The organism is Hyphomicrobium facile, from assembly GCF_900116175.1.
Taxonomy (GTDB): domain Bacteria; phylum Pseudomonadota; class Alphaproteobacteria; order Rhizobiales; family Hyphomicrobiaceae; genus Hyphomicrobium_B; species Hyphomicrobium_B facile.
In genome coordinates this window covers 1,026,520-1,044,391 of sequence record NZ_FPCH01000001.1, presented here as the reverse complement: position 1 = coordinate 1,044,391, position 17,872 = coordinate 1,026,520, and the positions used below count along the sequence as shown (strand labels likewise).

Here is a 17,872-nt window from a genome sequence, read left to right as displayed (position 1 = left end):
GTGCAGCCGAACGAAGCGTCCTGATTCCGAAACGGGAAGCTCGGCGCGCTCGACATCGTGACACGATACGTTAAGAGAACGGCGCGCCTGCGGTATCGCGGGGGGATGCCTCATGAGAAGACGGAACACGTGACATGAAAGCGATCAAACTCACCGCACCCGGCGGACTGGACAACCTTGCCCTCGTCGATCTCGCGGATCCGGGCAAAACGGGGCGCGGCGAAATCCGCGTTCGCATTCATGCCAATTCACTCAACTTTCACGACTACCTCGTCGTCACCGGAAAAATGCCGACGGCTGATGGACGAATTCCGATGTCCGACGGCGCGGGCGTCGTCGAGGACGTCGGCGAAGGCGTCACGGAATTCAAGGTCGGCGACCACGTCGTATCCTGCTTTTTCCCACTTTGGCAGGATGGTCCGCCGGACGTCGACAACTTCGCCTCGACCCCGGGTGACGGCATCGATGGCTACGCTTGCGAAGTCGTGGTGCGCCCGGCGAATTGGTTCACCCACGCGCCGAAAGGCTACAGCCATGCCGACGCGGCAACCCTCACAACCGCCGGCCTCACCGCATGGCGCGCGCTCGTGGTCGATGGCCATCTGAAAGCCGGCGACACCGTTCTCGTTCAAGGCACCGGTGGCGTATCGATTTTCGCGCTCCAGCTCGCCAAGGCGATGGGCGCCGAGGTGATCGTCACGTCGTCATCCGATGAGAAGCTCGAACGCGCACGCACGCTCGGCGCCAATCACCTCATCAACTACAAATCCGTGCCGCAGTGGAGCGAGCGCGTTCGCGAGCTCACGGGCGGACGCGGCGTCGATCACGTTGTTGAAGTCGGTGGACCGGGCACGCTACCGCAATCCATCGCATCCGTCGCAATCGGCGGACACATCTCGTTGATCGGCGTGCTCACCGGCCTCGCCGGCGAAGTCCCGACTTTTCTACTGATGGCTCGGCAGGCGCGCCTGAAGGGCCTTATCGTCGGCAGCCGGCGGGAGCAGATTGAATTCATCCGCGCACTTGACGCGACAGGAATTCGCCCAGTGATCGACCGCAGCTTCAGCCTCGCGGAAATCGCCGATGCGTTCCGGCTGCAAGAAGGGGCAAGTCACTTCGGTAAGATCTGCCTGGACTTCTAACGCCTCTCAGCTGGACCGCTGGATAGCTTCTCCAAGCCGCTCGACCCCGCGACCAAATTATTTGACAACACACAGCACACTGGCGAAATGCTGCGGAAAGTAGACGATGGCGACACCCCCCGCCATGAGGGCGCCACCAGCCAAAAGATTGAGCCTCGTTCCCCCGGCGCGCCTGTTGAGCCACGAGATCCCGTAAGCTGATGCGATCACGGCCGGCACAGTGCCGGCGCCGAAGCCGAGCATGAAAGTCGCGCCTTGTGCGCCCGTGCGCGTCAGCGTTGCCAGCAACGCCGCGCCGTAAACCATCGGACAGGCATTGAGCCCCCAAACGACGCCGAGCATGACGGGGGCTAAGTATCGGCTCTGCCCCGTGGGACGCAGCAGGGAGTTTACACTTGAAGCGAGAACCTCCATGCCATGATCGATGAAGGACAGCCTCGGCATCAGTCCGGCGAGCACCAGCCCCATCCATAACAGCGACGCCCCCGCCGCCCATTGCAGAACGATCGGGCTCTGCATCGGCGTGCGAGACAGGATATCACCGCCAAAAGTTCCGGCCGCAACGCCGATTGCCGTGTAAGTCAAGATGCGCCCGGCCTGCATCAATAGGAGATTGAGATTTCTATCTCCGGAGGTTTTCGCGCCGAGCAGCAGGTTAGCTCCGCAGGCAATGCCACCGCACATCGCGCCGCAATGGAACGCGCTGGCGAGCCCGACGGTCATACCGCTGAAGAAGCTCTCGCTAAACATCGTCGGCTCGGCTCCGATCCGATTCCGCCGCCATGCGATCGTTGTCATCGCTGATCGCGCGCCACTTGGCACCTTCGAGATCGTCGAATTGGCCGCTGCGAAGTGCCCAGAGGAAGGCGGCGAGCCCCATCATCCCGAGCGTCAGCGCAGCAGGAATGAGCCAAGCAAGCGACGTCATGCCGATGCTCCGGCGTTGGGAAGGCGCAATGCCTTCGAGCGAAGACGAAGCGCGTTAGCCGTGACCATGATCGATGATCCCGACATGGCGAGCGCCGCTATCAAAGGCGTCACGTAGCCTGCCATCGCGAGCGGCACGAAAATCGAATTGTAGAGAATTGCGATCGCAAAGTTCTGCAGCGCTAAGCGGCGTGCGGCCTTGGCGACCGACAGTGTCTCTATGACCGGCCGAAGAACGTCGCCTTGAAAAACGGCGTCCGCCGTGGTCTGCGCGATATCGATGGCGGATGCCGGTGACAGCGAGGCATGTCCGGCAGCAAGCGCCGGCGCATCGTTGAGACCGTCGCCGACCATCAGCGTCTTGTATCCTCGCGCCTTCAGAACTTCGATTACCTCCAGCTTCTGGTCTGGACGAACCTCTGCAGTCCAATCCTTGATGCTGCAAGCCGCAGCCGTTTGCGCAACGGCGGCGCGTCGGTCTCCGGATAACAGTCTGACGAGATATCCTGCGTGCCGGAGTTCAGAAACGCACGCCGCCGCGTCCGTCCGTAGTTCATCCACGAAGTCGAAGCCGACAGCAGGCTTGCCTTCGGCCGCGTACCAGATCGACGCGTTCCGGTCCCCGACGCCAACCCACGCGGCCGACCCGACCTTCTCCTCGAAGCCCATGGACGTGGTGACGAGCCCCGAACCCGGAACTTCTTCGACTCCCTCGACGGCGCGCGTTTGAATACCCTCCGCACGTGCAGCCTTGGCCAGCGCTTGCGCGAAAGGATGCTTGCTCATCCCAGCAATCGATCCTGCCCGGCCCAGAGCAGCCACATCGACGCCATGGCTCGTCTCGAGCCGCAACTCGCCGGTCGTCAAAGTTCCCGTCTTGTCGAAGACGACGCAATCGATCTCGGCGAGACGTTCGAGCCCGTCAGGAGCTTTGACAATAACGCCTTTGCTGAACAGACGGCTCATCGCAGCGACCTGAACGGCGGGCACGGCGAGAGCCAAAGCGCACGGGCACGTAATGATGAGAACGGCGATTGCGTGCGTGAGAGATTGATCCCACGGTGCACCGAGCGCCATCCATAGGATGAACGTGAGAAGCCCGAGAACATGGACTGCGGGCGCGTAAATTTGCGAGGCGCGATCTGCAAGACGTACATAGCGGCCGCGGCTTTGCTCGGCGTTGAGCATCAAGCGGCCGATTTCGCTGAGAAGCGTGTTTTCTTCCGCGGCTGTAATGCGCACGCGCAGGGTGCCGCCACAATTGATCGTGCCCGCATAAACGGGATCGCCGATCGAAACGGCGCGCGGCCGCGTTTCGCCGCTGATCAGACTCTCATCGATATCGCTCTGGCCGGAGATCACCTGCCCGTCACCTGCAACGCGCTCGCCCGCGGCCACGGCGATGATCATGCCTGGCTTGAGCGTGCTCGCAAGCACGAGCTTGGTCGTTTGATCCGGAGCAACGAGTGTCGCGTTCGTCGCCCTGAGCCCAATCAGGTTCTCGGCCGCTCCGCGTGCCTTGGTCCGCATGCGTTCGTCGAGCACTCTGCCGATCAGCAAAAAGAACAGGAGCGTCGTCGCGGCATCGAAGTAGATCTGCTCCGAACTGCGCATCGTCTGGAACAGACTCATGCCCGTCGCGAGCAGCACGCCTAGCGAAATGGGCACATCCATGTTGAGGCGCCGTGACCTCAGTGCCGCAAGTGCCGACTTGAAGAAGGGTTGACCTGCGTAAGCGACGGCCGGCAGCGCGATGAGCGCCGATAGCCAATGGAGCAGATCCATGAGGGAGCGGTCCATGTCGCTGACCTCTCCGGACCAGACCGCCACGGAAAGCATCATGATGTTCCCGGCCGCAAAACCGGCAACACCGAGACGAGGGAGAAGCTCGCTCACACGCGCGGCCTGCTCCGTTTCGGCGTTCTCGATCAACGGCGCGGCGGGAAATCCAGCACGCTCGAGAGCTGCCGCGAGGTCGATCGTGGAGCTGAGAGACGGGTCGACCACGACGGATACGCGCTTGGTCGTCAGGTTCGCGCGGGCCGCCTCGACGCCACGGAGCGCGCGCAGCGTATTTTCAACCGAACGGATACAGTTCCCACAAACGATGCTCGGGACTGAAAGCACGATGGTCTGCCGCGCCTCTGCGCCCGGCGCCTGCGCGGCAAGCCCGGCGTCTAGGGCTGCTTCCATATCCGTTCCCTCGATCTGTAAACGACCTTGTCCTTCTCCACAGCGGTGACGGAAAGCGTCCATGTGCCTTCCGAAAGTACTGAAATGTCGGCAGCGTAAGTCCCGTTCCCCGAGGGCACCAAGTCAAAACGGCGATCGAATATGTCAGTCGTCGCGCGCCCGATTTCCGCCTTCACTAGCAAACCATCGATGGGTTGCCGGTTCTCATCCATCAACGCAATTGCTAGGCGGCCGGTCTTGGAATCGAACGTTCGGCTTTCATGCCATCCGAGCCGGTTCTGATCCGCTTCTTCCTGGAGCGTTTGATTGTAGGCCAAGCCTTTGCGATAGGCGTCGGCGGTGTCGCCGCTGAACGTAGAGACGGCTTTGGTGATCAAAACTGCATCCACGGCCGTCACGGTCAGAAAGAACCCGGCCAGGATCGCGAAGACATGCCACCCGCGAAGCGAACCTTTCGATACTGCGACGCTCATGACGGACTCCTGAATATCGTAGCGCGTGATGCCGTCTGGCCGCTCTCCACATCCTGCAGCTCGATCGTCACGGGCTCGGCATCCGACCTCAGTTCTTTCCTTTGGGCGCCGGGGAGCAACAGGAAGACTTTGACCGCCCTGACTTCTGATGGGTTGACTTCTATCGTCGGGTCGGTGCCGTCGAACTCCACAAACTTCGGCTGAAGATCGGCTGGCCCCTTGAAGCGCAACTTGAAGTGCCGCACCCCCTCGAACTTGTTCGCGATCTTGATCATGTAGCCGTTGCGTAGTCCGCCGTCGCTCAACACAACGAAAAACGGATTGCGATCCTGGATGACGCTGAACTCGAAGTCGGCACGATTGAGCAGCGACCATCCCATAAGAGACGCCACAAGCGTAATCATAACCGTATAAAGGATCGTGCGCGGACGAATGATCCGCCAGCCCTCGCGCGGCGAGCTCGTGGCGTTGGAGAGGTTGCCGATAGTCGTATAGGCGATGAGTTCGCGCGGCCGGCCGACGCGATCCATGATCTCGTTACACGCATCGACGCAGAGCGCGCACTGGATACATTCGAGCTGCGATCCGTTGCGAATGTCGATGCCCATCGGACAGACCGCAACGCAGGCCTTGCAGTCGATGCAGTCGCCGCGACCTTCCCATGTCGTGCCCGTCTTGTGGGCGCCGCGCGGTTCGCCCCGAAGCTCGCGATAGGAAATGAGAAGCGAATCGCGATCGACCATCGCGCCCTGAATGCGTGGCCAAGGACACATGTAAATGCAGACCTGCTCCCGGGCGAGCCCACCAAGCAGATAAGTCGTCAGCGTGAACAGTCCGAGGAAGAAATAGGCGACGGTCGGTGCCGTACCGTGCACCAGTTCGATGGCAAGTGTCGGCGCATCACCGAAATAGAAGACCAGCGCACCGCCCGTTGCGACCGCAATCGCCAGCCACGACAGATGAGTTATCGATTTCTTCCAGATCTTTTCGAATGACCACGGCTGGGAATCGAGGCGCAACTGCGCATTGCGATCACCTTGCCAGAAACGCTCGATGGCAATCATCAGGTCCGTCCAGACCGTTTGCGGGCAAGCGTATCCGCACCACATCCGGCCGGCGACCGAGGTGACGAGAAAGAGGGCCAGCGCTCCGAGAACAAGGAGCCCAGTGACGTAGTAGAATTCTTGCGCCCAGATTTCGATGGGGCCGAACAACAGCCGCTGATTGGCGAAGTCGAACAGAATGGCCTGATCGGGCAAGCCCTCGCCGCGGTTCCACCGCAACCATGGCACCACGTAGTAGATGGCAAGCGTAACCGCCATCACGATCCACTTGATGCCGCGAAAGGTTCCTCGCGCACGCTTTGGATAGATTTTCGTTCGCGGCACGTAGTCCGACTGCCGCGGAGGCGGCGTGGGGCGCCCCTCGTCTCCTCCACCGATCAGAAACTTGTTCGGCCGGTCCATCGTGTTCATTTCGGTTTGTCCGCGCCCGCCGCGGGAGCGGAGGCACTCGCAGCTTCTGCTTGCCCTCCGCCGAGGGAATAAACAAAGAGCGTCAGCATTTTTACCGCGACCGGATCGAGACGCTCGGACCACGCCGGCATCGCGCCGCCGCGCCCGGTCCGGATGCTCTGCATCACGGCCTCCTGCGAGCTGCCGTAGAGCCAGATGGCGTCCGTCAGGTTGGGCGCACCCATATCCTGATTGCCTTTGCCTTGATCGCCGTGGCACGCGGCGCAGTTGTCAGCAAAAATCTGCGCGCCTCTCTTTGCCGCTTCCTGATCGACGTCGAGATGCGAGAGCGAGCGGACGAAATTTGCGGTGTCCCGGATCTGCGCCTCATCGAGAACCTTGTCGGTTCCGAAGCGCGGCATCGCACTGTCGTGTGCGTTCGGATTGCCGCTTCTTATGCCGAATGCGATGGTCTGATGAATTTTGTCGAGATCACCGCCCCAAAGCCAGTCGTCATCGTTGAGGTTAGGATAGCCGATGCCGCCCTGCGCCCCGCGCCCGTGGCAACCCGCGCAATTCTCGCCGAACAGCGCCCCACCGCCCGCAATCGAGAACTGAAACAGCTCGTCGTTCTTGCGAATGTCGGCGAGCGACATCTGGGCGATCTGCGTGCGATATTTCGCGTGGCCTGACTTCCACGCCTCGATATCTTGCTTCACCTGATCGCGCTGGCTGTAGTTCAGTACACCCTTCGTGTAGCCGTTGATCGTCGGCCACGCGGGATACACTATCCAATACCCGATGGCCCACAAGATCGAGATATAGAAGGTATAGAGCCACCACCTGGGCAGAGGTTTATTGAGCTCGTAGATGTCGCCGTCCCAGACGTGTCCGGTCGTCTCGACACCCGTCACTTCGTCGATTTTTTTGCCCTGGCTCATCGTTTATCCTCATCGGCCGGGAGCGTATCGGCGCGAAACGGGATTTCCGAAGCCGCCGCGAACTTGGCTTTGTTGCTTCTGCGGAAGGCGTAGATGTATGCCGCGATCATGATGCCGGCGAAAATTGCCAGCGACACGATTTGCGTGACCATTTGAATGTCTTCGTAGGCCAAGGCCGAACTCCCCTTATCGAAGGTTTGGACCACTCGCATCGAACTTCGTGAAGTCGACGAGCGTGCCGAGCATTTGCAGATAGGCGACGACGGCATCGAGTTCCGTGGGCTCGACGTTCTCCCCCGCCGGCTGGCCATCGAACTTGCGCACCTGCGCCTTCGGGTAGCGCGCGACGAGCGCCTTTGCTTCTTTGGTGTCGGGCGATATCTGCGCCACGACATCCTTACCCGCACTCGCAATCATCTCGTCGCTATAAGGAACGCCAAGCGCCTTCAACGCCTTCATGCGCTTCGAAATGTTCGAGTAGTCGAGAAGCGTGTGATCGAGAAACGCATACCCCGGCATGATGGAAGCAGGCACGACCGAACGCGGATCACGCATATGCTCGACATGCCAGGCGTCCGAATACTTGCCGCCGACGCGCGCAAGATCGGGCCCCGTTCGCTTCGAACCCCACTGGAACGGATGGTCATACATGCTTTCCGCAGCCAGAGAGTAGTGGCCGTAGCGCTCGACCTCGTCGCGCAGCGAGCGGATCATTTGGCTGTGACAGTTATAGCAGCCCTCGCGCACGTAGATGTCGCGGCCGGCAAGCTCGAGCGGCGAATAGGGCCGCATCCCCTGCACCTTCTCGATCGTCGACTGAACGTAGAACAGCGGCGCGATCTCGACGATGCCGCCGATCGAAACGACGATCAGAGCACCGATCAGAAGTATAATCGAGTTTCGCTCAAAAATGGCGTGGTTCACGATTATCGCTCCTGTTATTCGGCTGGCATTGCGATGACGCCGGGACGCAGCTCAGGCGCCGCCGCTACCGCCGCCTGATCACGGACATCGACCGGCTGATCCCCCCGGATCGTGCGCCAGACGTTGTAGGCCATAATCAACCCGCCGAGCAGGAACAGCGCGCCACCCGCCGCGCGAATGACATACGGCCAGTGCATCGCCTCGACGGTTTCGATGAAGGAGTATTTGAGGAAGCCGAGGCGGTCGTAGGCACGCCACATCAGACCTTGCGTGATGCCCGCAACCCACATCGACGAGATGTAGAGAACGATGCCGATCATCGCGAGCCAGAAGTGCCACTCGACCAGCTTCATCGAGTAGAGGCCTTGCCGCTTCCACAGCCATGGCACCAGACAGTAGACGGCGCCGAACGAGATCATGCCGACCCAGCCGAGCGCGCCGGAATGGACGTGTCCGATCGTCCAGTCTGTGTAGTGCGAGAGCGAGTTGACTTCCTTGATGGACATCAGCGGCCCTTCGAACGTCGACATTCCGTAGAACGCCACGCTGACGACGAGCAGACGGATGACTGGATCAGTCCTGAGCTTGTCCCACGCACCGGACAGCGTCATGAGCCCGTTGATCATGCCGCCCCACGACGGCATCCAGAGCATGATCGAGAACGTCATGCCGAGCGTCTGCGCCCATTCGGGAAGCGCGGTGTAGTGAAGGTGATGCGGTCCCGCCCAGATGTAGAGGAAGATCAGCGACCAGAAGTGCACGATCGATAGGCGGTAGGAATAGACCGGCCGTTCGGCGCGCTTCGGAATGAAATAATACATGATGCCGAGGAACCCGGCCGTCAGAAAGAAGCCAACGGCATTGTGCCCGTACCACCATTGCGTCATCGCACCCTGAACGCCGGGAAAGAGCGGATAGCTCAGCGTTCCGAGAAACGACACGGGCAGCGCCAGGTTATTGACGATATGCAGCATCGCGACGGTGACGATGAAGCCCAGGAAGAACCAGTTCGCGACGTAGATGTGCGGCTCTTGGCGATCCTTCAGCGTACCGAGAAACACGAGGAGATAGGCGACCCATACGACCGTCAGCAGGATGTCGGCGTACCATTCGGGCTCCGCGTACTCCTTGCCTTGCGTCACGCCCATCAAGTAACCGGACGCCGCGATAACGATGAAAAGCTGATACCCCCAGACGACGAACCACGGCGCCCACTTGCCTGGGAGCCGAGCCTGGCTTGTCCGTTGAACGACATAAAGCGATGTCGCGATGAGAGCGTTGCCGCCGAACGCGAAGATCACGGCCGACGTGTGAACCGGTCGCAGGCGCCCGAAGTTGGTCCACGGCAAATCAAAGTTCAGCGCCGGAAACGAAAGTTGCCAAGCCAGAATGTCGCCAACGAGAAATCCGACAATCCCCCAGAAAACGCACGCCACCGTCGCAACGCGAATGGGACCGTCGAAATAGCCGGAACGCTTCTCTTGTCTGAGGTTCGTCGGATGCGTGGCAACGTAGAAGCCGGCTGCCACCGCCGCCGCCAATACGATAAGCCCCTGAAGCCGGAGGATCTCCTCCTCTCCAGCAAACGCGAACACAAGACCGATCGCGCCGATGATGACCGCGCTTATCAGCGCCAGCGTATCGCTGAGCCCAGAGCGCTCGTCCAATACGTCCTGCAAAGCTGCCTCCCGATCCGAATTCGCAGCGCACAGTCGAATAACGGGCCGCTGGCAGCCTTGATCTAGGTCATGTTCGACATAACGGGCGGCGGTAAAACCGCATCGCTAAAACGCGGCCTCAGTTTTTCGAGGGTTCACTCATGACGGATGCCAGCCCCGCAAAGCGACTGGATGATGCTGGTGTCTGCCGGACGCCCCATCCCCTGGAGATCATTGAAGAAGAGCACGCCCTGCAGTTGGAGTTGTGCGCTCTTCTGGAAAGCATCGCCGACAACCTGCCGGCCAAACTCGAACCCGCGTTGGCCGTGATCGCGATCTCTATTCTGAAGGGAAGCGTAAAGGCGCACACGAAATTCGAGGAAGACGCGCTTTTCCCGATTCTCAGAGGGCGTTTGTCGTCGAACGACACCGTCGTTCAGGCACTGGCGTCTCTTAGCCAGCAACACGAGTGTGACGAAGACATCGCAGACGAACTCGTCGAGGCGCTAACGGACGCGTTGCAAAGCGGCGCGCCACAGAACCCAGAGACGCTTGGCTACATTCTTCGCGGCTATTTCGAAAACCAGCGCCGCCATATCGCATGGGAAGAAAGCGTCGTTTTGCCAGCCGCACGCAAAGCCCTGACCGTCGAAGACCTCGCACGCCTTCAGGAATGGATCATGACGAGCGACCATCCCCGTTGCATCAGAATACCGCTGCTGACACTCAGAGCCGGGAAATCATCATCGTCAATCTGCGTCAAATGCCCCGCCTCGCTCGGGCAGGAGAAATAACGGGATGTCACCAGATTTCGTGCGCCGCATGAGCACTCCCGTTCCACGATATACGAGCTATCCGACCGCCGCTCAGTTTCGAGACACCGTCGGCGCTCAGGACTTCGCAGCAGCTCTGACCGAATTGGCGGACGACACGCCGTTTTCGCTCTACGTGCATGTGCCGTACTGCAAGAAGCTTTGCTGGTACTGCGGCTGCAATATGAAAGTTGCACGCACCAAGGAGCCGGTGATCCGCTATTTGAAAGCTCTCGAAGCCGAATTGCTGGCCCTGGCACGGCTTGGGCTCTCCAAGCACAAGATCTCATATATGCATTGGGGTGGCGGCTCGCCCAACATCCTGACCGGCGAGCAGATCCTGGCGTTGGCAGCGCGCATTCGTGACTCGTTCGAGATCGACGCCACCGCCGAATTCGCCGTCGAGATCGACCCGCGTGAAGCGAGCGCGTCTCTTGCGCAGGCTCTGAAGCGCGCAGACGTCAATCGTGTATCGATTGGGGTCCAAGACTTCGACCCAGCCGTTCAGGCCGCCATCAATCGGCAGCAGTCGTTCGAAGTGACGTCGGCGTGCGTTGATAGTTTGCGGGATGCCGGTATCGACAAGATCAACGTCGATCTCGTTTATGGACTGCCGCTGCAGACCCGATCTGGAATAGAGGCGACCGTCGAGCAGGTTCTTTCGCTGCGCCCCAATCGGGTCGCGCTATTTGGATACGCGCACCTGCCCGCGCGCTTCGCACACCAATCGATTATTGATTCCAAGACGCTCCCCGACAGCGTCGAACGCTTTGCCCAGTCCCAAAGAGCCGCGCGCATACTCAACGCCGCAGGATACGTCCAGATCGGACTCGACCATTACGCCCTGAAGGACGACCCCTTGGCGCTCGGACCCGTCCGCCGCAACTTTCAAGGATATACGACAGATACATCAGAAAACCTCGTCGGTATCGGAGCGTCGGCCATCTCTTGCGTCGGCAGCGCATATTTTCAGAACGTGTCGTCTCCGGCCGAATACGAAAAGCGTATTGCAGCGACAGGGCTCGCCACGACCAGAGGCGTCAAGCTGACGGACGAAGATTGCGTTCGACGCTACGTCATCGCGAAATTGATGTGCGACTTCAGCTTTTCCGAAACCGACATCCGCGAGCGCTTCGGAGCGTTAGCATCGCGCGTCATTCTGGAAGGCCGAGAGATGGTCGAGGCGGACACCCCAGGTCTTCTGGAGAAGGTCGAGGGCGGTTTCGTTGTGACACCCCGCGGCCAGCCATTTGTGAGAAGCATTGCGGCGTGCTTCGATACCTATCTCGACTCTGATACCCGGGGCTCGCCGGCAGTCTAGTCGCCGCTCATGCGAGCGTCGTCGACGAGCATCAACGCGAGCCGGATATGGCCCGCGCAGATGCTCGCCTCAATTCGTTGAAGACTTATGTCCCAGTGTAGAAGAAATCATCTCCGATTTGTGCATAGTCCGGCCAATCGCCTTCGTGCACGATTTTACCTCCGACGATTGTCATCGCTGACTTCATCCACCGAAGTTGGGCGTCGGAGACCTTCAGTAGATCGGCGCTCAAGACTGCCATATCGGCAACCTTGCCCTCTTCGAATGATCCCTTATCATCGTCGAAGTTCTGATATGCGCTGCCGCCGGTCCATATTTTCAGCGCTTCCAGTCGCGTGATTTTCTGGCTGGCATTTTCGGGAATCCCGCGGACGTTTATCCCTGTCGTCGCGTAGTAGATGTTGAGCCAAGGATTGTTCGGGGCGTAGTTACTGCCGTCGGTTCCGCCGCCGACCGTTATTCCGGAATCGACGATCTGCCGATAGGCCGGTCCGCCCCCTCTCTCCAACCGGTCGAGATAGCGTTCGTTCTCGAGATCGACGCCGACACCGAGATCCTTCAAAGCCTTCAATTGCGCAGGCGTCGTCTGGAAGCAGTGGATCAACTGCCAGCGAAGATCTTTAAGCGGATACTTCTGGTTTATGCGTTGGAACGCCGCCAGCTGGAAATCGACGTCGGCGAAGAAGTCGGTGTGGTTCTGTAGTTTCCAGCCCGCTTTCGCGATGGCTTCCGCGGTTGGTTCGAACAGCGTGCTCGATGTCACCGGACGGGTGCCGATCGACTCACCGAACCCGCCGGCACGGAACATATCATCGCCCATCAATCGGAATACATTCTGGACGCGTGTGTTGACTTGATCCGGATTGTTCGACGCATAGTTCAGCCGATGGCGAACGTGCAGCATGCCCTGCCGCCAGAGTTCGAGCGCAGGGTAATCCTGTGCCGTAACGGCGGCTACGCCCGGATCGAGGACGTTGGTTACGCCGTTGCTGAGAGACCAGGCGTTGTTGTCCCACGTTTGACGAAGCTTATCTTCTGGCGTTTGAACGGCCTGAAGCACGGCGAGCGCCGCTTCCGGCGTGGCGTTGATGCGTCCGGATGCATCGACGGATATGCCCGCCGCCTCGAAGACTCTTTTGCCAAGCGTATTCGTAACGGCAAACATGACTTCAACGAACCCGGCACGCCCTGAAAGATATACCGCGTGTTTGGGACATGCCGCATCCAGCTCGGCCAACGTCGGCGGCCTTTTTTCATTAAGTTGAATGTAGTGCCAGCCAAGGTGACAGCCGACGAACCGCCCCGCCGGCACACCCTTTGCCCGACGCACGAGCAGTTGCTGAATTTCCTTGATAGAGAACGCCGTTTCAATGTCGCGCACCTCGTAGTCCGGAGTCGTACCGGTCCGAGAATGATGCACGTGCATATTGATAAGGCCCGGGATCACAGTCCGCCCGTTGAGATTGATGATACGAGCGCCCGAATCCAGTCCTTTTGTCGAGCCTATCGCTGCGATGCGGCCATCCTTGATCGCCATCGAGCTGAAGGACTTGTTTTGTCCGTCGAGAAACTTGCCGTTTATCAAGCCAATGTCGGTCGAAGTACCTTTGCCTTTTTTGCACCGACGATCTTTGCCCAAACTTTTGAAATCGAAATGTTTAAAGGCAGCGTCGGCATCGTCGGTAAGTCCTATCGTCATCGTTGATGCCGCAATGGAACCTAGCGCTGCACCCGCGAGTAGATCGCGGCGGGATAGTCCCGTTTTTGGTTCGCTTGTCTCAGAACGCTTTTCGATCGAATTTTCGAATGTGCCGTCTGCGTTTCCTTTGTTATTTGTCATTTTCCTGTCACTCCACCGGCTGTGCGGATTTAATTACCGCTTCGCCACGATAGAGCAGAGACAGAAGGCGCTACTCGGCGTGCGACGCACGCATTTGGGTGACAGCGAACAACAGATCACCCGCAATGTTCAATAAATGCCGCGACGGTCGATCCCAAACCGCGACCAACTCGAAGCTCTGGTCCGTGATCGAAGCGACCTCATCACCAAGAGCCGGTTTTGCATTGAAGGTGACAGCGCCGTCTGGCGGATCGCTCGCAAGCTTGAGGGGCACGCGCCGACGAACGGGGCCTAGGCTTCGAAACCCCCAGCCGATCCTAGGCCTCGCGCCGACGGCCCGCGTACTCGACATGACGCGAAGCCCCAGCGCGAGGCGCCGGACGGATAGAGACCGTTTCCCATCGGCCGGCTGGTTTTCTTGGATGCCCGTGAACAGCGTTGGACTAGTCTGGACGGGATTTCTGGCGGAGACGGAGTCCGCCAAACCTTCAAGTAACATCCTTCACTGTTTAAGAAATTCCAATGGGATTAAAATTCATCCCACGTTTCGTCCCACATCTAATTCGCCATCTAGTGTCTCTTGTCGCCGGAGCTCGCCACGGAGCAGGACGAGAAGCGATGAAAATTCTCGCCAGTAATCAGACCAAGCCGACGTCGGCAAAATCGTTAGCGACAAACGGAAAGTCGCATCGCGGTTTCCTCGAGTAATAAGGGCAGCGTGCTTCTCCGAGTCCCATGACCTTGTTCAAAACCCGCGGCTGCAGGAGTCCGCGACGACGGTTTCACGAGGGAACGAACGTGCCCTTCGACCAGCACCTGAATATCGTTGGCCGTCGCGCTCCTGCAATGAGCGGCTCACTCAGCATTTCCACAGCTTGCATTTCACGCGATCTCACAAGGCATTCTGAATGACGCTGAGATTTCAATATTGGCAATTTCGCCACCAGAGTGAGCCTAGAATTTTCTTTTCGGTGATGCGCGATATCTGGTCGGGCACGCAGGCGGACAAACAGCTAATGGCACTCGAGCTGGCAGAGAGCAGGGCGTGCGGCGCTCTGCTTGCATCAGCCATGCTACGTGTTCATCCCGACGCCGATCCAAAGCAGATTGCGTCGTCCGCATTTCTGATCTGGCAATTGGGCGAGGCGACAATGCGGTTGGCTATTTCGCTCAACCGCACTGAAGGGGACGCGATCGTGGATGCGTTCAAGCGCATCACGCTGCGAGAGCTGCTGCTTCCTCAATCGCCCCGCCGCCGAGCCGCCGGTCGGCAGTGATACCGCTCATCTACGCGCAGCGCTGGCAGTGCCCACCGCAATCAACCCGATGGACGCCCGGTTGTGGCCTGAGCAGGCACGGATCATCACTTCTTCTTGCATCCGCTAATGCGAAGCGAGCAGACGAAAACTGCCATCGCGCTCCACCATATTCGAACGACGAATTCTTCGGATGAAGACCTCGTCGCCATCACGCCTGGTTCGGGAAGTCAAGAACTGGGAGATCAAAAATGTGGCTGCACACGAAGCTGAGGAAGCTTTGAAGCTGATCGATGCGTTTGAGAAATCTTATGGCTGTTCGCTTGCCCAGTTCATTGACGTCGCGTTCGCGCCCGGTGAAAAGCCAAAAACTGGACCTGTCCCCTCTCCTCACACGAAGACCGACAGAAGCGCGCGGCACTTTCAAAGCATTAGGGAATTCTACACTCACGCCTGCCGTTGTGAGAGATTACGTGGCGCTTTTGAGGGCGTAACGTCGGGATATCTTACCGCCCAATTATGAAGCGGGCGGCAACGTTGTGTCCTTCAAACACAAGAAATGAACCGTTGGATTGAGCGTGAGTCCTCATCGGGCAACAGGAAATTTACCCTGCCCTTACGGCTTTTTATTAAGAACCCCCCCTTAATCTTCGGGTAACCTGAGTGTGTCGAAGGCGTGCCTCGTGATTACATTACGACATTTCCTGCGAATTCATGATAACGGAAGTGAAGCCGCGGTTACGAGGCAAGTGCACCGCTTGACGATCGCCGCAGCGCTGACCGTCGCGTTCGCAGCTCTTCTCGTCATGACAACCGTCGAATGGTCCGCTCGCCGCAGCGACGACATCTCTAAATCTAGACAAATGGCGATGGCTTCCAGCGCTCTGGATCGCGAGATTCAAAGAATTCCCTACGATCAAGAAAGTGTCGCTGTCTGGGATGACTCGGTCAAGAATGTTCGCAATAGCTTCCAGCCAGAATGGGTCGACGTCAATCTCGGGGTTTGGATGTCGACCTACTTCAAGCATGACCGCGCTTATGTTCTCGATGCAAATGATCGCGCCCTTTACGCGATGTCGGAAGGCAAAGCCATCAAGGTTGATGCAAATAGCGTCACACCGGAGATGATGAAACTGGTGCGCGATCTTCGTCGACAGATCGCAGATGGCGCACTTAGTCTTTTTGAGAACTCCAAAGCTCGAATTCCCCGCTCTGTTGACATCGCGGTCATTGATGCCCATCCGTCCATCGTGAGCGTCATGCCTCTCGTGCCGCATTCCAGTGCGGTTTCGCAAGCACGCGGCTCGGAAGCACTCATTATCGGAATTCGATACCTAGACACCAGCTTCCCCACCAATCTTCAGGCTAAGTATCTGCTTGCCAATGCCCGGTTTTCTCTCGCCGACGACGTCGCACCTGGTGAAGCCGCATTCCCGATCGCCGCGAAAGACAAGACCATTGTGGGTAATATTGTTTGGACTCCAGAGTCGCCTGGGCGTTCTATATTTCGGGGAATCTTGCCATTTCTGGGAATGGGTCTCGCCATTATCGGCGTCGCGATGTTTTTTGTCGTGCGTCGCTTGCGCGCCGCTTGCGCCAAACTCGTCGCAAACGAGGAACATTCTCGATACATCGCTCGCCACGACGTGCTAACCGGATTGCCAAACCGCGCTTTTTTCGTCGAAGAGCTAAACAAGGCGCTGGCTGATTTGGATCATAGTCGCGGACTTCTGGCTGTGCTGTTCCTTGACCTGGATCGTTTCAAGCAGGTCAACGATACGCTTGGCCATGCAATTGGCGACGAGCTGATCGTGCATCTGGCGCGCCGGTTCAGCGAGACTGTAAAAAGCGACGGCTTGATTGCACGCATGGGCGGTGACGAGTTTGCCATCTTCAAAAGGCTCTCGTCGTCCGCAGACGACATTCAGCAGCTCTGCGGACAGTTGCTGACCGCTGTATCAGAGTCATTTGAAACGATGGACAAAAAGGCGACGGTTGGTCTGAGTATCGGTGTTACGATTGCTCCGAACGACGGCATCGATCAAAGCGAGCTGTTGCGCAAAGCTGATATTGCCCTCTATCAGGCGAAAGTGAAGGGAGGCCAGCAATTTCAGATCTTCTCCGAAGACATGAGCCGACATCTTGTCGAACGTCAGCAGCTCGAGACCGAACTTCGCTGTGCGCTTGAAAATGGCAACGAACTCGAACTTTTCTTTCAACCCATCTATGCGTCGGAAGATCTACGAATAACGAGTGTTGAGTCACTCGTTCGCTGGAATCATCCTCGCCGCGGTCTCGTAACGCCTCTTGAGTTTATTCCAATAGCGGAAGAGACGGGCTTGATCGGCAAATTAGGCGAATGGGTTTTGCGCGAAGCCTGTCGCGCAGCGAAAGACTGGAGCATCGAAACGATTGCCGTCAACGTATCGCCGATCCAACTCTCTCAACCCGGCTTTCCGGAGATGGTCTTTGATGTCCTGCTGGAGAGCGGACTATCACCACAGAAGCTCGAAATCGAAATTACGGAGACCGCTCTCCTCGATAGTTCGAACACCACCAGCAAGAGAGCACTGAAAGCGCTTCGCGATGCCGGCGTCCGAATCGCCCTCGACGATTTCGGGACTGGATATTCTTCGTTGAACAACCTCATCGCGTTGCAGGTGGATTTCGTCAAAATCGACCGCTCGTTCTTACAGCCAACATCGTCGCGCTCGGTCATCTGGGCGATCATAAACATGTCTCACGCGATCGGATTGGAAGTTACGGCGGAAGGCGTCGAGACCGAAGATCAAAAAGAATTCCTGATCGCTGTCGGCTGCGACCATATTCAAGGGTATCTGCTTTCCAAACCCCTTCCAGAAGCGAGCTTCACCGCTCTCCTGGAGGAGCAGATTAGTGGCGTCAAAGACTCTGCTGCGGCGTAGGAAGCCA

General features: G+C 58.6%; 16 protein-coding genes. 6 read left to right on the top strand and 10 right to left on the bottom strand.

What is annotated here, in order from left to right:
- Positions 1–134: 134 nt before the first annotated feature.
- Complete coding sequence (locus BM399_RS05040; RefSeq protein WP_092865022.1) at positions 135–1,142, top strand: zinc-dependent alcohol dehydrogenase family protein; 1,008 nt, start codon at positions 135–137, stop codon at positions 1,140–1,142.
- A 57-nt stretch (positions 1,143–1,199) separates the two neighbouring features.
- On the opposite strand, the gene BM399_RS05035 is transcribed toward BM399_RS05040, so the two are convergent.
- Genes BM399_RS05035 through ccoN form a run of 9 tightly spaced genes read right to left on the bottom strand, consistent with a single transcriptional unit; the run spans position 1,200 to position 9,733 of the window.
- Positions 1,200–1,892, bottom strand: coding sequence for a sulfite exporter TauE/SafE family protein (locus BM399_RS05035; RefSeq protein ID WP_092865019.1), 693 nt, complete (start codon positions 1,890–1,892; stop codon positions 1,200–1,202).
- Positions 1,885–2,070: a cbb3-type cytochrome oxidase assembly protein CcoS gene (ccoS, locus tag BM399_RS05030; protein ID WP_092865016.1), complete on the bottom strand. Its 186-nt coding sequence runs from the start codon at positions 2,068–2,070 to the stop codon at positions 1,885–1,887. Before ccoS ends, BM399_RS05035 begins: the two co-directional genes overlap by 8 nt.
- Complete coding sequence (locus BM399_RS05025) at positions 2,067–4,262, bottom strand: heavy metal translocating P-type ATPase (RefSeq protein WP_092865013.1); 2,196 nt, start codon at positions 4,260–4,262, stop codon at positions 2,067–2,069. Before BM399_RS05025 ends, ccoS begins: the two co-directional genes overlap by 4 nt.
- Complete coding sequence (locus BM399_RS05020) at positions 4,247–4,735, bottom strand: FixH family protein (RefSeq protein ID WP_092865010.1); 489 nt, start codon at positions 4,733–4,735, stop codon at positions 4,247–4,249. The genes BM399_RS05025 and BM399_RS05020 overlap by 16 nt, the downstream gene beginning before the upstream one ends.
- Complete coding sequence (gene ccoG / locus BM399_RS05015) at positions 4,732–6,210, bottom strand: cytochrome c oxidase accessory protein CcoG (RefSeq protein WP_092865007.1); 1,479 nt, start codon at positions 6,208–6,210, stop codon at positions 4,732–4,734. Before ccoG ends, BM399_RS05020 begins: the two co-directional genes overlap by 4 nt.
- Positions 6,207–7,130, bottom strand: coding sequence for a cytochrome-c oxidase, cbb3-type subunit III (ccoP, locus tag BM399_RS05010; protein ID WP_092865004.1), 924 nt, complete (start codon positions 7,128–7,130; stop codon positions 6,207–6,209). The genes ccoG and ccoP overlap by 4 nt, the downstream gene beginning before the upstream one ends.
- The gene (locus BM399_RS05005) at positions 7,127–7,342 is read right to left on the bottom strand and encodes a cbb3-type cytochrome c oxidase subunit 3 (RefSeq protein ID WP_280140527.1); all 216 of its coding nucleotides are present in this window, start codon (positions 7,340–7,342) and stop codon (positions 7,127–7,129) included. Before BM399_RS05005 ends, ccoP begins: the two co-directional genes overlap by 4 nt.
- Positions 7,317–8,054: a cytochrome-c oxidase, cbb3-type subunit II gene (gene ccoO / locus BM399_RS05000; RefSeq protein WP_092864997.1), complete on the bottom strand. Its 738-nt coding sequence runs from the start codon at positions 8,052–8,054 to the stop codon at positions 7,317–7,319. Before ccoO ends, BM399_RS05005 begins: the two co-directional genes overlap by 26 nt.
- 14 nt (positions 8,055–8,068) lie before the next feature.
- Positions 8,069–9,733, bottom strand: a complete 1,665-nt coding sequence (ccoN, locus tag BM399_RS04995) for a cytochrome-c oxidase, cbb3-type subunit I (RefSeq protein ID WP_092864994.1) — start codon at positions 9,731–9,733, stop codon at positions 8,069–8,071.
- A 140-nt stretch (positions 9,734–9,873) separates the two neighbouring features.
- Between ccoN and BM399_RS04990 the strand changes: the two genes are divergently transcribed.
- Positions 9,874–10,506 (top strand): hemerythrin domain-containing protein, encoded by a 633-nt coding sequence (locus BM399_RS04990; RefSeq protein ID WP_092864991.1) that lies wholly within the window; start codon positions 9,874–9,876, stop codon positions 10,504–10,506.
- Between the two features lie 4 nt (positions 10,507–10,510).
- Positions 10,511–11,845 carry an oxygen-independent coproporphyrinogen III oxidase gene (hemN, locus tag BM399_RS04985; RefSeq protein WP_092864988.1) on the top strand — a complete coding sequence of 445 codons (1,335 nt, stop codon included), beginning with the start codon at positions 10,511–10,513 and terminating at the stop codon, positions 11,843–11,845.
- Positions 11,846–11,930: 85 nt separating this feature from the next.
- Here hemN and BM399_RS04980 read toward each other — a convergent pair whose 3' ends face one another.
- Positions 11,931–13,265, bottom strand: a complete 1,335-nt coding sequence (locus BM399_RS04980; RefSeq protein ID WP_244531078.1) for an amidohydrolase family protein — start codon at positions 13,263–13,265, stop codon at positions 11,931–11,933.
- On the opposite strand from BM399_RS04980, the gene BM399_RS21335 reads away from it, so the two are divergent.
- The 3 genes from BM399_RS21335 to BM399_RS04960 all read left to right on the top strand — a co-directional run bounded on the left by BM399_RS21335 (position 13,266) and on the right by BM399_RS04960 (position 17,865).
- Positions 13,266–13,550, top strand: a complete 285-nt coding sequence (locus BM399_RS21335) for a hypothetical protein (protein WP_244531077.1) — start codon at positions 13,266–13,268, stop codon at positions 13,548–13,550.
- 1,109 nt (positions 13,551–14,659) lie between these two features.
- Entirely contained in the window at positions 14,660–14,962 is a 303-nt protein-coding gene (locus BM399_RS04970) for a hypothetical protein (RefSeq protein WP_092864979.1), read from the top strand.
- A gap of 737 nt (positions 14,963–15,699) precedes the next feature.
- A complete protein-coding gene (locus tag BM399_RS04960; protein ID WP_143111332.1) occupies positions 15,700–17,865 on the top strand; it encodes a putative bifunctional diguanylate cyclase/phosphodiesterase in 2,166 nt (721 codons plus the stop codon).
- The last annotated feature ends 7 nt before the right edge of the window (positions 17,866–17,872 follow it).